Source organism: Desulfosudis oleivorans Hxd3, from assembly GCF_000018405.1.
GTDB lineage: Bacteria > Desulfobacterota > Desulfobacteria > Desulfobacterales > Desulfosudaceae > Desulfosudis > Desulfosudis oleivorans.
This window is the reverse complement of the sequence record NC_009943.1, coordinates 1,047,376-1,062,587: the sequence shown is the minus strand read 5'-3', so window position 1 is coordinate 1,062,587 and position 15,212 is coordinate 1,047,376. Positions and strand designations below refer to the sequence as shown.

Annotated in this window: 12 protein-coding genes; 2 read left to right on the top strand and 10 right to left on the bottom strand. The window is 50.8% G+C overall.

The features are described 5' to 3' along the window. Positions 1 to 41: 41 nt before the first annotated feature. On the top strand, positions 42 to 2,390 hold the full coding sequence (locus DOLE_RS04660) for a pyruvate formate lyase family protein (protein WP_012174334.1): 2,349 nt from the start codon (positions 42 to 44) through the stop codon (positions 2,388 to 2,390). 28 nt (positions 2,391 to 2,418) lie between these two features. On the opposite strand, the gene DOLE_RS04655 is transcribed toward DOLE_RS04660, so the two are convergent. The 7 genes from DOLE_RS04655 to DOLE_RS04625 all read right to left on the bottom strand — a co-directional run bounded on the left by DOLE_RS04655 (position 2,419) and on the right by DOLE_RS04625 (position 12,299). Beyond that, positions 2,419 to 4,980: a GIY-YIG nuclease family protein gene (locus DOLE_RS04655; RefSeq protein ID WP_012174333.1), complete on the bottom strand. Its 2,562-nt coding sequence runs from the start codon at positions 4,978 to 4,980 to the stop codon at positions 2,419 to 2,421. Continuing rightward, positions 4,973 to 6,517 carry an Eco57I restriction-modification methylase domain-containing protein gene (locus DOLE_RS04650; RefSeq protein ID WP_012174332.1) on the bottom strand — a complete coding sequence of 515 codons (1,545 nt, stop codon included), beginning with the start codon at positions 6,515 to 6,517 and terminating at the stop codon, positions 4,973 to 4,975. The genes DOLE_RS04655 and DOLE_RS04650 overlap by 8 nt, the downstream gene beginning before the upstream one ends. Continuing rightward, a complete protein-coding gene (locus tag DOLE_RS04645) occupies positions 6,504 to 7,151 on the bottom strand; it encodes a type III restriction endonuclease subunit M (protein WP_012174331.1) in 648 nt (215 codons plus the stop codon). The genes DOLE_RS04650 and DOLE_RS04645 overlap by 14 nt, the downstream gene beginning before the upstream one ends. An 85-nt stretch (positions 7,152 to 7,236) precedes the next feature. Continuing rightward, on the bottom strand, positions 7,237 to 8,367 hold the full coding sequence (locus tag DOLE_RS04640) for a Shedu anti-phage system protein SduA domain-containing protein (RefSeq protein ID WP_012174330.1): 1,131 nt from the start codon (positions 8,365 to 8,367) through the stop codon (positions 7,237 to 7,239). Positions 8,368 to 8,484: 117 nt separating this feature from the next. Then, positions 8,485 to 10,503, bottom strand: a complete 2,019-nt coding sequence (locus tag DOLE_RS04635) for an AAA family ATPase (protein ID WP_012174329.1) — start codon at positions 10,501 to 10,503, stop codon at positions 8,485 to 8,487. Between the two features lie 101 nt (positions 10,504 to 10,604). Continuing rightward, positions 10,605 to 11,435, bottom strand: a complete 831-nt coding sequence (locus DOLE_RS04630; RefSeq protein ID WP_012174328.1) for a S1 family peptidase — start codon at positions 11,433 to 11,435, stop codon at positions 10,605 to 10,607. Between the two features lie 63 nt (positions 11,436 to 11,498). After that, on the bottom strand, positions 11,499 to 12,299 hold the full coding sequence (locus DOLE_RS04625) for a hypothetical protein (protein ID WP_012174327.1): 801 nt from the start codon (positions 12,297 to 12,299) through the stop codon (positions 11,499 to 11,501). A 145-nt stretch (positions 12,300 to 12,444) separates the two neighbouring features. On the opposite strand from DOLE_RS04625, the gene DOLE_RS04620 reads away from it, so the two are divergent. Then, positions 12,445 to 12,747, top strand: a complete 303-nt coding sequence (locus tag DOLE_RS04620; RefSeq protein WP_153304357.1) for a hypothetical protein — start codon at positions 12,445 to 12,447, stop codon at positions 12,745 to 12,747. Here DOLE_RS04620 and DOLE_RS04615 read toward each other — a convergent pair. From DOLE_RS04615 to DOLE_RS04605, 3 genes are all read right to left on the bottom strand, one after another. Further along, a complete protein-coding gene (locus DOLE_RS04615) occupies positions 12,744 to 13,541 on the bottom strand; it encodes an enoyl-CoA hydratase/isomerase family protein (RefSeq protein ID WP_012174325.1) in 798 nt (265 codons plus the stop codon). The genes DOLE_RS04620 and DOLE_RS04615 overlap by 4 nt on opposite strands. A gap of 81 nt (positions 13,542 to 13,622) precedes the next feature. After that, positions 13,623 to 14,852 carry a type II toxin-antitoxin system HipA family toxin gene (locus tag DOLE_RS04610; protein ID WP_012174324.1) on the bottom strand — a complete coding sequence of 410 codons (1,230 nt, stop codon included), beginning with the start codon at positions 14,850 to 14,852 and terminating at the stop codon, positions 13,623 to 13,625. Further along, complete coding sequence (locus DOLE_RS04605; RefSeq protein WP_012174323.1) at positions 14,849 to 15,163, bottom strand: helix-turn-helix domain-containing protein; 315 nt, start codon at positions 15,161 to 15,163, stop codon at positions 14,849 to 14,851. The genes DOLE_RS04610 and DOLE_RS04605 overlap by 4 nt, the downstream gene beginning before the upstream one ends. Between the last annotated feature and the right edge of the window lie 49 nt (positions 15,164 to 15,212).

The following is a 15,212-nucleotide window of genomic DNA, read 5'->3' as shown; positions in this document are numbered from 1 at the left end:
GGCCTTTTATCGCCCCCGGACCCAAAACAAGGAATATCTCCATGGAAGACCGTATCAGCCGCCTAAAAAAAGTCGTTCAGGAGGCCGTGCCCGGCGTCTGCCCGGAGCGGGCGCTGCTCTGGACCGCATACTTTAAAAACAGGGCCAACCGCCAAAAACCCGTGGCCGTTCAGATTGCCGGGGCGGTAAGCCATGTGCTGAAAAACAAAAGCATTTACATCTACCCGGATGAAATTCTGGCGGGCAACTACACCTCCCGCCGCGTGGGCGGCATTATCTATCCGGAGTCCCACGGCATCAGCGTGCTGATGGAAATCTTCAAATTTCACAAGCGCCGCCTCAACCCCCTGGAGACCACGCCTGCCCACCGCTGGAAGCTGTTCGCCACGATTCCCTTCTGGCTGAACAGAAACATCATCCGCAAGGCGTTTCCCACGATCAGGCAGCAGCTGACCTTTGCCGTGGGCCAGCTCACGGCCAGAGAATACCAGATATATGAAACCGGCGGCATCTCCCACCTGACGCCCAACCATGAAAAGATTCTGGCCATCGGCCTGGAGGGGTTTTTAAAGGAGATCGAGGCCCATGAGCAGGCAGCCACCGCGCCGGAGCAGCGCGATTTTTATCAGGCGGCCCGGATCGCGGCCGGCGGCCTGATCGCCTTTGCCGAACGGTACGCGGACCTGGCCCGAAAAATGGCCAAAAACGAGGCCGACCCCGTCCGAAAGGCCGACCTTGAGCGCATTGCCGATGCCTGCAAAAGGGTTCCCCGCCACGGGGCAAACACCTTTTTCGAGGCGGTCCAGGCCATGCTGCTGACCCATATTTCCCTGTTTCAGGAGAGCCTGGGAGAGAGCCTCTGCGTGGGCCGCATGGACCAGATCCTCTGGCCCTACTATCAGAAAGACCTGTCCGAAGGCCGGCTCACCCGGGACCAGGCAAAGGAGATTCTGGGCGCCTTCTGCGTCAAGCTCAGTGAGACCGTGCCCGCCTACCCGGAGATTCTGGCAAAAACCCTGGGGGGCCTGACCAGCTACCAGGTGGTCACCACCGGCGGCATGGACAAAAACGGGGAGGACGCCACCAACGAACTCAGCTATATCCTGCTGGAGCTGATGGACGAGCTGCGCATGCGCCAGCCCAACTCCCACGTGCGCATTCACAAAAACACGCCAAAGGCCTTTTACGACAAGGTGGTGGAAGTGACCACGGGCAAAGGCAGCGCGCCGGCCCTGTACAATGACGAAACCATCATCGCCACCATGCAGAAGGCGGGCTACACCCTGGCCGACGCCCGCAACTACGTGGCCATCGGGTGCGTGGAGCCCACCTCCCAGGGCAAGACCCTGGGCTCCACCGACGCCGCCATTATCAACATGCCCCTGGCCCTGGAACTGGCCTTGAACGAAGGCCGGCGGTTCGGCGCCCGCAGACGCACCGGCGCCAAAACCATGGCGGTTTTACAAATGCGGACCATGGCGGATGTAACGGACGCTTACCGGACCCAGCTTCGGCACCAGCTTGGCAGGCTCAAAAACGACCTTCAGGCCATTGAAAAGGCCCATGCCGCCTTTCATCCCACCCCCCTGACCAGCATGCTGATCGACGGGTGCCTGGAAAAGGGGAAATGTTCCACTTCAGGGGGCGCGGTTTACAATTTTTCCGGTATTCAGGGAGTGGGGGTCTCCACGGTGGGCGATTCCCTTTATGCCGTTGAAAAAATGGTGTTTGAAGACCGGGCCATGGGCCTGGCCGAACTGGTGGACCACCTGAAAAGCGGGCTTTCCAACGAGGCAGTGCGTACAAGGCTTCGCCGCCTTGAAAAATTCGGCAACGATCATGCCGAAGCAGACCGGTGGACCCGGTTTGTGATGGACGATTATGCCGACGCCATGGCCGAAATGGGCCAAACCACCCGGGGGGGCCGTTACAACGCCGGGCTCTACTCCAACACCACCCACATCCATTTTGCAAACTTTGTGGGGGCCCTGCCCAACGGCCGCCGCCAGGGCGAACCCTTTGCCTCGGGCATCGCCCCGGAAAACGGCATGGACCGGCGGGGCCCCACAGCCCTGGTCAACTCCATGAACCGGCTGGACTTTACCCGCATGGCCAACGGCATCAACTTCAACATCAAGTTCAACGCATTGAATATGAAAGATGATGCCGGCAAAAACGCCCTGGGCAGTATTTTCCGGGTCTATTTTGACCGGGGCGGCATGCAGGTCCAGGCCAACATGCTGGATCCCGAAATGCTGATGGCGGCCAGGGACAACCCCTCCCTGCACCCCCACCTGCTGGTGCGGGTCTCCGGCTACTCGGCCTATTTTAATGATCTTTCCCCCGAGATGAAGGACGAGATCATCGCCCGGAGTTTTGTCGCGGCTTAGCCCGGATATTTTATGAAATATCTTTTGGTCAGGAACTTGGTGGAATGAGGGGGTTGACTGGAATGTTCTCGAATATGCCGGTCGCATCCTTTCGGGTGATGACCGTATCGTAAAGGCCGATGTCCTCACCCTCGTGTTTGTAGATTCCAATGTAACTCAGGCTGGCATCTTCATAGCGCTTGAACTTGTAAATCGCATCATTCATCAGGGCGCTGTTGAACAGCCCCAGGCTGACCAGCAGCTCGAAGTCGGTCACGGTCAGGCCCGTAACCTTCTTGAACAGGCCCGGCTCCAGTTGAGTAATCACGTCCTTCAGGGTCCGCTCGCGAAAGTCCGTCAGGTACATGAAGATGGGAATTCGTGTAGCGAACTTGATGATCTTTTCCTGGATCTGCTTTCTCCGGCTCTTGTATTCCTTTTCCTCCTGGGAAAGTTCCTTCTTCTGTTGTGCGGACAGTTCCTGATCGTTGGCCTCCTTGCGGGCTTTCTTCACGGCTTCCGATTTGTTGATGATGGTTTCGATGTCCTGATTCAGGGTGCGGAACCCTTCAATGCTCATAAGGGCTTCCATGGCTTTTTTATTATCCATCAGGCGATGCAGGGTGTCGTTGTCCACATTCACCAGCAAGGCGCTTTCCCATCGTCGGGCCAGCAGGGTGGCCGTTGTGCCGCTCATGGCCATGTCGAGAATCCCGGCAGCGTCAATCTGTTTCATGGAACTGCCGTCATACGCCAGAACCGGCAGGAAACTGATAAACTCCTCCACCTTTTTTTCCTGGTTCTCTTCGTTGACGTTCAACCGGCAACTGTAATCGGCAATCTGGCGCAAGGCCCGGTCCGGCGCAAAGTCAAAAACATAACATTCCTTCTTGATAATCTGCTCGGAGTTGGGAGACGCGCCGTCCGGGTTGCGCACCGTCCAGGGCGATTGCACCCGGAAAGCCGCCTGAAAATAGGTCTCCGGGACAGATGCGTTGCGCAGCATCAGAATCCCCGTCCACGGCTTGACCGTCACGCCGGTGGTCAGCTTGCCGCAGGAAAGGGTTATCGTTTTGGTGGTCAGGGGATCGTCCATTGCCTCCTGGACCGGGGGCAGGGCCGCCACGCCGATTCCGGCGGCGTTCCCCGCCGCTACGATGACCTTGTAGTCGTGGTAGAACCGGTTCTGCCTTTTGGCCAGCAGATTGCGCATGGCGTGACAGGCCGCCACGCTCGGCAAAAACCAGAAGGAATGCGAAAGCACGCCCAACAGCCGCACATCCGAGAACGGCATCGGCGGCTTCCGCGCGCCGAGTTTCAGGCTGTCGACGCTGGTCGGCAGGAACGCGCCCCGGATCAGGTCAAGCCATTTCTGAACCTCGTTGGCGTACTTGAATTTGGCCTTGTTGCCGATCCCCTCGGCGGAAAAAAAGACATTCAGGTCGAACTCGTTAAACTCTCCCTGCATGGCGATTTCCCGAATCGCGTCCGGAAGCTGGTATGTCAGCAACACCATCCTTGGCAAAGCGACATATGGGTTGCCCGGACCCTTCCAGGCGCTTTTCGCCCGCTGTTCATCGGAATAGGTCCAGTTGAAAATCTGCTCTTCGATGAATTCGCCGGAAGCAATTGCCCGAAACGGCGTGCCGGACAGGTAGAGATAACCGTTCGTGGTGATCGGCATGATGTCGGCTATCTCTTCGTCCCGCTCTTTCAGGAACTCAGCGCCTTGCCCCACACCGAACGCGACCTCTTTCTTGTCCTCGGCCTCAAACAGCTCTTTGGCGGTCTCCCGCCAGGCGCCGTAGTGGTATTCGTCCAGAATAACGCAATCCCAGTTGGTGGTGTGAACCCATTCGTTCTTTGACTTGATGCCGCCCGTATCGGGGTTGCGGCCCAGATAGTCCTGAAACGAACCAAAACAGACCAAAGGCGGTTTTATCTTCGGTTCACCGTCAGTATGCAAATCGTGCGAAGCAACAAACTGCCACCCCGCAAAATCCACGTGGCACTTTAAATCCTCTTCCCAGGCGCTTTGTACCGCCGGTTTGAAAGTGAGCACCAGCACCTTGCGCCAGCCCATCTTTTTTGCCAACTGATAGGCTGCAAAAGTCTTGCCGAAGCGCATCTTGCAGTTCCATAAAAAATGCGGCGGCTTATTCCGGTTGCCCTTATCCTTGCGCCAGCCGGTGAAGTAGGCGGCCGTTTTTTCTACCGCTGCTTCCTGCTCGGGCCGCATGGTAAAATCCAGGGACCGGTTTTCCTCGTTGAGTTGACCGGTGCGCACGGCGATGATAGCCGCCTTGACCTGGGCGACCGTGCAGCAAAACCACTCGCCTTCCGGGTTTTTGACGCCGTTGATCCGCAGCATGCGGTGAACGTCGTTATCGGTAAACACCGTGCCGTCGCCGCGCATGGCGGCTTCTTCCAGAACGATTCGGTAGGGCGGTGCGCCGGGACGCAAGGTCGGATATTGCTGGGCAACGCGTTTCTGTGCGTCCACGGTTGTGTACCCGACCTTGAGCAGACCCGCGTACTGCGGATGGGTATCCTCGTATGCATAAATCGTGGGCCGCGATTCAGGCCGGGGAGGGAAGAAGGCCTTACTCATCGCTCGCCTCGTCGCTATCGGCAGGCATCGGGCGGACAACGGATTCGATAAAGGCGATTTCATCCTTGGTCAGGCCATATCGCTTGTAGAGCTTCTCGTCGGTCCATTCGCAATTCAAAGGGACGTCGGGAACAAATGCATAGACATCCTTCGTGGCATGTTGCGTTGCCTTTCGTAGAGACACAAGGAAACGGACAAAACGCGTCCGCAGATATGCCGCGTATCGCTCGGCCTCCAATTTGTTTTCGAATCGGCCGGCGATCAAATAAGTCTCCGAGCAGGCTTCTCCAGGCTCCGCAATGATGGGTCTGCTCAGAAACATGGTTTCAACCGCAGCACTGGTACCTTGAACACAAGTCATCAGGACCTTCCATTTGTCAATCCATTCCGAGTTCTGTTGGATATCCGAGCGCTTGATCCAAGAGATTTGTCGTGATCCATAGAGCTTGACCGGAATTTTGAAACCCTTGGGCGATTCAGCGCCATGAAAATTTGTGGGAAAACCAAAGGGCTTCCGGCTGGACACTCGTGCATCCAGTGTCGCCTCGGACTTACCTTTGACACGGTAGGCGCGGACCTTGTCCAGAATGGAGACCGCCTCGTTCCGGCGGACCAGAACATCGTAGGCATCCAGGCGCCGCTTCATCGGCGGGCCGAGTGGTTGGCCATCCCACATCGTTTGCACGGAGCAGGGGCCATCGTAGTCGCGCTCCCACAGGAAATAGGAGACACCGCCACGGATCTTTACGCCGGGAAATCCGTCGTAGAGTTTGGGATAGTCGACCAGGTGGGAAATGCGATGATCATGGAGCATCTTGCGGCGAAATTCGTCCAACCCCTTGCCGCCGGCGAACCATCGGGAAGGAATGATCATCGTCAGGTAGCGGGGCTTGAGTTTCATCGCCTGCTCAACAAACAGGTGATAGATCGGTCGGGCACTCTCTCCGTAACCCCCATCGCTCAATTGGTAAGGGGGGTTTCCGATAATAACATCAAATTTCATATTAAAAAGTTCCTCCGGGTTTTCTGTATGGATAAAGGCATAGGCGTGGCTTTCCAAATCACCGTCCCGTTCGTAGTTCTCCTTGCTGGCTCTGCAGTATACGCAACGGCCGTTCTTCCAGATGTGTTCCACCCTCGCAAAATGGATGTTGCCTTCCGGACTGTCGAAAGCTTCGCAAACGGAATAACGGCCGTTGGCCGTTTTAGAGCAATATACGGACCGACGCGAGAGCAAGGCGGTCAGCTCGGTAATGGCGAGCCCGTAAAGCTGGTTTTTGAAGATGTGGTTGATCCGCTTGTGGCGATCAGGGATCTGCTTCTCCAGGCCTTTGTCCAGACGCCTGGCGATCTCCCGCAAAAACACGCCGGACTTGCAGCCGGGATCAAAAAAAGTGGCTTTTTTGTCGGACCAGAGTTTTTCCGGAAGCAGGTCCAGAATCCCGTTGGCCAGTTGCGGGGGCGTGAACACCTCGTCACTGCTCAGGTTGGCAATGCAGGAAAGCACGTCGGGGTTGTAGCCGCTATTGTTGAGCATGGGCGATCTCCAGGAAGTGGATCGGGGGATATTCCCTGATGGGCTCGTTTAAGTCGGCGACATTGCCCTCGTCGCTGAACAGCAGCATTTGATGCTGCTTTTCCACCAGGTACGACAACATGAAATCCCGCCGCTTAAGCATGCTGCCGTTTACCGGCGACCACTCGGAGAAGCGAATCGGCACCCGGGGCTCGTCTTTGGTCTTAAAATCGAGGGCATCGCCCCAGACGATGTTTATCTCAAGAATAAAACGCACCGCTGCCCGGCAATCGTCGTTCGTCTTGTGTTTGAACAACCGCAGATAGACCAGATCAAATATCCCGAAGAGCCGTTGCCGGCAGTGCTCAACATTATCTTTCTGGATATCAACGCCATAGATAGATGAAACGGCAAGAACGGCGTAACGCTCAAAGTCCAGTTGCGACTTGCTGTATCGCTTCTCGACCACCGCCAATTTTCTTTCCAGGATCACGGCCAGAAAGTTCCCGGTGCCGCAAGCCGGTTCAAGAAAACGCGATTCAATCCTTTCCGTTTCCTGCTTCACCAGATCGAGCATGGCGTTGACCTCACGGTTTCCGGTCAACACCTCACCATGATTAGCAACCCGTTTTTTTGATATGACCTGCGATTCCATCGGTTATTTTCTCTTCTCCCGGCCAACGTCTCGGATAACCTGGACAAAAAGCGACAGCTTTTTGGATCAGAGTTAATCCGATTGGTTAGAATGGTATGTCTTCGTTTACCGAATCTTCTGTACAGGCCTCGAAGGAAAAAGAATCGTCCTCAAAGATATTAAGTACCCTACCTGCAATCCTCACAAGCTGATTAAAGGTTATTACCTCTATCCTATGTAGATGAGCGTTGAAGTTGCGCAAAGCTTCTTGATGATTTGGTGAACCATCACGACCAGCAATTATTCTAGCACGTATTTTGAGGGTGTCGCATTCGTCTTTGCTTAGGATTGAATCTCTGCTGCGTTCAATCTCGGAGATGTAACGAATCACCTGCCCAAGGACTGGTGACAACTTAGACGATGTGTAGTAGCTGTCATGGGATTTGTCGCGAAGAAAAAGAGGTTCATCAAATGGGGTCTTAATCTCTATGATCTCTAAATAGTTATCTGATGTTCGGCGAAGCATGAAGTCCAAATTATCATCACGAGTCCAAGTACGCCTGTCAAGAAGTTCGCTATACTCACTGCCGAACATCCATGGATTCTTTGCGAGAAGATCCTGGAATTCACTTTCAGAGGCATGGCCTGATTTCACAAAGCGCTTGAGCTGATCATATGCCTGTTTATGTTTTACAAAACGAGTAGCAACCGCGACATGATCCAAAGTTTGGGGGTCGGCGCACTCGAAGGCTTCAATAAACTTCGGCATATAATCGCCAGCGTCTTTAATACGCGGAATAATAAGCTTAACAAGCTCAACCATGTCAGGGGAAGACAGATTCGGGATCAAATCAATTAATCTTTCGAGTTTTTCGTACTCCTCTGACCGAATAATATGCAAATCACCTGTGGTTACAGAGAGTTTGCCTTCCAGATGTGCACGTAGAAATCGGAACAGCCGTTCTATTTCATTCGGGTTTTGCCCTTCGAGCGAAACAGATTTTTCAGGTTTATAAAACCACCCGGCTTTCTTTCGATTGATACTATCAATTCTTAGCGAGTAGTGATGTATCTCGCCGCTTTCTGGATTCATAATCTCAAAGAGAGTTGCGAGCCTGAACGCTCTCGGGCCTTCTTTGAGAACGGCTTGCTCCGTCTTACCCACATTTGGATTTTTGACAGATTCCCGTATCCGGACCTTTACGTCATCGAGAGTTGAATCTGGAGGTAAACTCATCGTTCCTCCCTGGTCATTCTAACGCTATTCATCGCCAGTGGCGCCAGTGAACTTGCCGCGTCAGCGCCGCCGCCTTTCTCGCCATCTGGTGCATGAAATTGCTATGTGATTGTTCAATTATTTTAGAGCCTTATTAATGTTTTCAATCAAAGTTTTCCAATTTTGTTGTTCGTCTTTGGTTAAATCTTTTGCGTCATGGTTTCTTGTCCAGCGGACATATGATTTTGCTAATCTATACTTAGAGAAATCTTTTACTTCATCTGCAAACAAGTCGATTATTGGCCTTGTTGGTTGTTTTTGTGCAATTTTTGAGGTGTCTTTGCCAAACTCTTCTTTTACAATTAAGATGAGTGTTTCCCGAAGCATATCTTCAATCTCAGGCTTTGAAACTCCATTACAGAAATCTTTTGTTCTGAGTATGTTTTTATTCCCTAAAGCATGTACGAGGTTTTCTTGTTGTGCAGCTTGGTCACCAGCTGCGTCAGAATCTAAAAGTGCAGCGACTTTAAGATGATGTGCATGCAAAATAGTGGCGTAATATACGACCTTCCCTGCGGAGTTGGCAAAAACCAAAGCTATTTTGTCATTTAAGATACATATTTTTGCTTCTTTCAGTAATTCAGAAGTTGCTTCAAGGTACCAATAGTCAGTAATGCCTTCCAAAATCAAATTTCTTTGCTGTGAAAACAAACTATTAGCGAGATCGTAACCGAGTGCTTCCTGGAGCGGCAACAATCCAGCTGGGTCGCTAGAAGAAATTGTTGTGTGGACTATTGTCCCAACTGTTCTGTTTTCAAGTTCAACAACACGAACAATGTCAAGCTCTTCAGGACCCACCAAGAATGGTGAGTGTGTGGTAAAAATAGTTTGGTTTTTTTCTGCAAGCCTCGAAATAGTTTTTCTGAACTCTCTTTGTTTTAGACCATGTAAACTCATTCCTGGCTCATCCAATAACAATATTGCGTTGTCATGTTTATCCATGGCTTCAGAGAAAAACACTACGAAAAAAGATACTAACCACTGAAACCCTTCTGATCTTTGATCTAACTCGATATCGACACCAAGATCATCTTCAACAACGACTTTTAAATATTGCCCATCTGCTGTTATCTTAAGTTTATCTGCTTCTGATCTTTTTAAGTCCGGCAACCATGCTGAACAAATTTCATTCGTTAACCTTACGCTTGCAGCATTTAGTTGATAACTTCTTTTGTCCAGCTTGTCCTTATATTCTTTTAAAGCCTCCTTTTCATTGATTTTCGGGCTTTGAGCATTACCCAAATCTGCTAATTCTTTTGGAGTAAATCCCAACAGTTTCAATAAGCATAAATTTCCATAGTCGTAATACTCGTCGTCAAGGATATTTTGTTCAACTCTTTGCGCCAAATGCCCTAAATGCACTGATGGCTTAACTTTAAAGTAGTTATTGAATAAAATGAATACAGGCGTTCTTTTGTCCAATATTTTTAATACTTCATCGTGTTTTGCGTTATTTTGAATTAATTCAAGCAATTCTGCGTGTCGTGATTCTTCTTTTTCATTTTCTTCTTCTACATACTCATAATTTTCATCTAACCAAGATTTTAATGACTTGGCAGATTCGTCATCTATTATTTTATTATCGCTCCATTCTGACGATATTGCTTTAAATGAATCACTAGGTTTTATAACTTCCTTATCACCTTCCACAGGAACGACTTGCTTATCCATGTGTGTAATCATTCTGGAAAAATTCTTTTTTAAAACTCCAAATGTAATTTTTTCAGGTGCATTTATTAGACTGTGATAGCCTTTATTGTTGAGATTTCTATATAATTTATACTGGCAATTATGAAATGATTCTGGAATTAACTCTTTGTCTTCATCCTCTAATTCAAAATAACCAGTTACTACGGTTACCGTTGATGGATCAACAATTCCAGTAGTAATGTCGTTGTATTTTGACCTTGGATAATCGCGTAATACATCAAATCCTTCGACATCACTTGGCTTGCTAAGCTGTTGTAGCGCTTTAAGGAGAACTGTTTTGCCAGCTTCATTTGGGCCGACTAATATTGTCTTTAATTTTTCGATATCAAATAGACCGGAGTCTATGATGCTTCGGTAATTTTGAACTCTGGCTTTTTTAAGTCTCATATTTTATCTCCGATCGTATTGATTGCACTTCAATTTTCACATAACGGGCTGGTCAGGGGCGGCGCGCTTTTGGCCGTCCCCTGCACCAGCGAGGTTAGACATTAAGAAAAGCTGTTTTCAAAATCTAAGAGTTTCTCAGATTTTATAACTATGCCTAAATTACTAGGTATACGTGAAACCGCAATAGGCTGCTGCTTTGTAGGAACATTTATAATTTCTATTTCACCAGTTGCTGTGTGTTGTGGTCCCGCATATAGTACCCCTAACAATTTCAATCTTTTTCCGCCTAAATTCATTCCTTTTCTCGAAAAATAACCACCTATATTAATCAGAAGAACAGGAGAACCGCTTGAGCCTGGAAAACATGCGCAGTCGATTAAAAATTCTTTTCTATCATTCCAATCATTTTTAGGATTTGAAGCGGTAATGCCTCTTCGAAAGACCGGCAAATTGTGAACACTATCCCAAATCCCAATGGGATAACCCACCATAGTTATATCATCCATACCGAACATATCATTAAAATCAGCGGCGGTTGGTAACAATTCTTTTGTGAGAGAAATGAAATAAAATTCTTTATTTTGTTCTTTGGCCAAATTAAGAAGAGGCGCTATAGGCATTACGCACAGATCAGTGCTACCATCCGGATGAGGAATCCACCTTTTTTCAAATTGATCAAGCTCGAAAGAGAAATGATCTCGTACAGATGGCTTTCCTGAACCATCTTTTAAGGTAAGTTGAAACCGTCCCTTTGTTGTGTTGGAAACTACATGCTTGTTTGTTACTATAACTGGTATATGAGATCCATCTGCATTTTCTTTTAGCTTAAAAAAGAAACCTGTTCCTGTGCTGACACCGCCATCAGTTGAATCTGCTTCAATTCTTACGGTGCTGTATGAGAGTTGTTCGACTGGTGTAAAATTTTCTTCCATAATGACTCCTGATGTCGAAAACGGCAAGTCAACAGCGGTGCACTTTTTGTTGTCCCCCGCAGGTTAGGCGTTGTTCACATACGGCAGCAACGTTTGGCCGACCTCTGTCACGACGCACTTTGCAATCCCTCCCTCGCCAACAAGATGGGCTTCGATAAACCTTGCAGAAATAAGTTCGTTCACAGAATGGCGAACTCGATTCTCCATGGCGGTGTCGGAAATTTGCTTCGTTTGGGCATATGCTCCTGTGAATTCCATCAACCAATCCGAGGTGACTCTGCTTCCGCTTGCATTAAAGCTACCCAGCTTGACCTGAGGCCAGGCTCGATAGTCGCTGAGAATGGTCAGTGCTTGGGCCGTGAGACGCTCGATTTGCGCAAGAGCGTACCTGTGAGCCTCGAATAGCTTAATGAAATCGCTGCTCACGATATGTTGCAGGGCGCTCGAAAGGTGGTTAGCAAGTTCGAGATCTGGTGGCGAATCGTCTAAAATGCGTATGATCTTGTTGAATAAAGTGTTCCCCTGCGGGCTCGACAGAAAATCGCGAAGTTGGCTAATGGCTATTTCATTATTCTCGCTGGCCTGTACGTACTGCGCGAGAAGAAACTCCTTCTTTGCCTCGCGAAGGTCTGCATCCACAGATTCGTTCCAGTTTAATATCTCACTGATTAACTCGCCCACTTTAAAAAGGCCAAGCAGCTTATCACGCACTGTCTTTGCAGCCTTTTCGGCTACGATACCCGCCTCCTCCTCCTGCGGAATCTTGATTTCTTTAATTCTCGCTTCAAGGGTCTTTTGCTGAGCTGCGAAGTAGTAATCAGGTGCTGTAAGGATTTCGGACTTGATCAGATTCTTCTCTGACATTCGTTTCCTTTCGTGCGTCTAACAAGTTATTGTGTGGTTCTGTGTATTCCCCCGTGTTTTTTATAGGTTGACACTGTCATCAAAGTCAAGGCTATTCTTCTGGCTGGATAATCCGGGGTTTTTAATATTATCGGACTTTGATATCATGCTGAAAGCTCCTCCGGCGTTAATGCAGAAATTCAACTGGCTGTTGGACAACAGCGATATTCCTCCCGGAGAATATCCGGCTTACCGCACATGGTTACGGTTTTATCTGGATTTCTGCAAAAAATACCGGCATGGCTATGCGGAGCCGCGAAAAACGGGGACAGTGAAAAATAAAAAGGTATTGCAGTCAATCTTATTCTGGATTACCCGGTCAGGCCGGGTAATGACGGGGAGGGAGGGTGCCCGGTTCGACCTTCGCCCTGGAGAAAAAACGGGGAAAAGCGAAAACGATACGGGCTAAGCACCGGTGAACTTTGGTTTTCGCTTGTGAAGAAAGGCTTCGACTCCTTCTTTAAAATCTTCGGAAATCAGGGTCAGCACAAACTGGTCGACATCCATATGTGCGGTTGATCTGTCCAGGGCGTTGGTAGCGGCATTGACGGTTTGCTTGGTCATGGCGGCCGGCACAGGCGGCAGGGAAAGGACTTTATCCGCAATTGTCCGGGCTTCATCCATGGTTTTGCGGTCAGGGCATATGCGTTGGGCAAAGCCCCAGTCATAAGCATCCCTGGCGTAAATTTTTTCACCGAACAGAACAATCTCTTTGGTTCTGGCCGGACCCACCAGATGGATCAGCCGTGGAATCGTGGCCCAGCTCATGTTCATGGCCAGTCCGATTTCCGGAACCCGCATAAAAGCCGATTCGGCCATGATCCGGAAGTCGCAGGCACAGGCCAGGGAGACACCGCCCCCCACGCAGAAGCCTTCAATGGCGCATATGGTAATCTGATCCAGATCTTCCCACGCCCGGCACATCCTGGGGCCGTATTCCATCAATTTGCGCTTTTCCGCCAGAGGCGCGATAAGGACCTGCGCCAGCCGGGGATCGGAAAGATCGACGCCGGCACTGAAACAATCGCCTGCGCCGGTTAAGATGATTGCGGAAACATCAGAACGCTTTTGAAAGTCGGCGGCAACTTCACAGAGTTCTTCCAGTACGTCGACGGACATGGCGTTTTTCTGACCGGGGCGGTTGATGGTCACAATCGCCAGTGCGCCGTCGTGGGTTATGGTTATGGAATTTTCATGAGTCATGGGATCACCTTGTTATGGATTGATTGATAATTTTGACGGCTTCGTAAAAAGCCCAATTTCCGCGTTGCGCTGCACCCCTCGTCACTGCGGCGTACGACAAGTACGCCGCATGATATCCTTCCCGATGCTATCCGCGTCCCTTGCCGGCACATGGCATTTCTTGAAAATGCCGGGCCATTCCATGACGGCTGCATTAATTTCCATAATTGTATTTCGTGCTTCCTGCCGCCGCTTGATTCCAAAGTACTTTGACTCGGCCAGCAGGGTTTCAAAATCCGGCGGTCTTGAATCCAGGCCGATTCGCAGCACATGTTCCCGGTTGAAACCGATATTCGGTATCAAGTCAAAGGCGGGGCTCAAGCGCCAGCCGGTTTCATCATGCAGCATGAGAAAGTTTTTGAGATGATCATCGGTGTTGCCGATCAGCACGTTGAATACCATCTGCCGGTATAGCCGGTGAAGATCATGGGCGGGTTGTGATGAAATGTGCCGTATAACTTCGGCCAGGTCGCGGTAACCGGCGTTATAATAGTCATCGGCCCTGAGCAGTGTCTGCATGCTGACCAGGTGATTGCGACCGCCTGCCGCGTTGATATCGAACCGCTTCACCAGCAGGCATTTTCCGGTTGTGCCCAGGGGCACAAGCCTGGTCCCGGCCGTGTCTATTCCGGCCCGGCGGGCCAGTTCCATGGCTGCCGCCTCCAGGCTGACCACGTCCAGTCGATCCCCGGCGCTGGCAAATTTTGCCAGATATGAGCCGTTTTCATCCGCGACAAGGACCTTGGGCCTGGCCCCGCCGGGCGAACTGCCGGCCTGGAACAGAAGGGAGAATTCATCGTCGGTTGCGGCAGCGGGGTCCTGCTCGAATTTTTCCGCAAGCAAGGCCAGTTCCTGCAAGTACCGGCTGGAGACACTTGTTGTTTCCGGCCCGGGTGAGCCCTCTTCTGCGTAGCCCAACGCCCCCAACCCCTTGCCGCCCAGCAGCCGTAAGAGATTGGGGACACGCTGTTCATCACGTTTCAGATTGTAACGGCGGATCATGAGCCGCCGGCCCCAGTCATCCGGCAGGCTGTCTTCAAAAACGCCATGGACACCGGCCCGGGGGCGATTTGCATCAAAGATTTCCGCGGACAAAGGCAGGTTCAGGGGATCAAGCGCAAAGGCCTCGGGGCGTTCCAGGTATTCGGGATTGTAGCGGAACTGCCCCCGTAACCGCCCTCCCCCGGCAGTGTCAGGATCAGCGACAACCAGGCTGCCCGCTTTGATACTTTTGCCTGATGGCACCGTCAGCCAGACATCAAGCCGGATCATTTGCGCTGATTCCTCCTGGTGCCGGCCCGTTGCCGTTTGCCGCTCTTTTTTTCATATTTTGCAAAAAGATCTTCGTTTTCGGCGAATATGTCCTTCCAGTCGTCAAGACGGCCCAGGATACTGCCGGCAGCAATCCAGTTACCGATCAGGGTCTGTGGCGATCCCTTTTCCATCCGGCTGTACGACTGACGGGTCAGGCCGAGTCGTTCGGCAAACAACGCCTGGCTTTCGTTCCGGGCCAGGCGTGCTTCTTTCAGACGTTGTCCGAGCCGTTTCAAAAGAGACTCAATTTCCATATTTTTGTTAAACATATTTTACTTTATACAATAAAAATAGATATTATGTAAAGAATTTTTTACA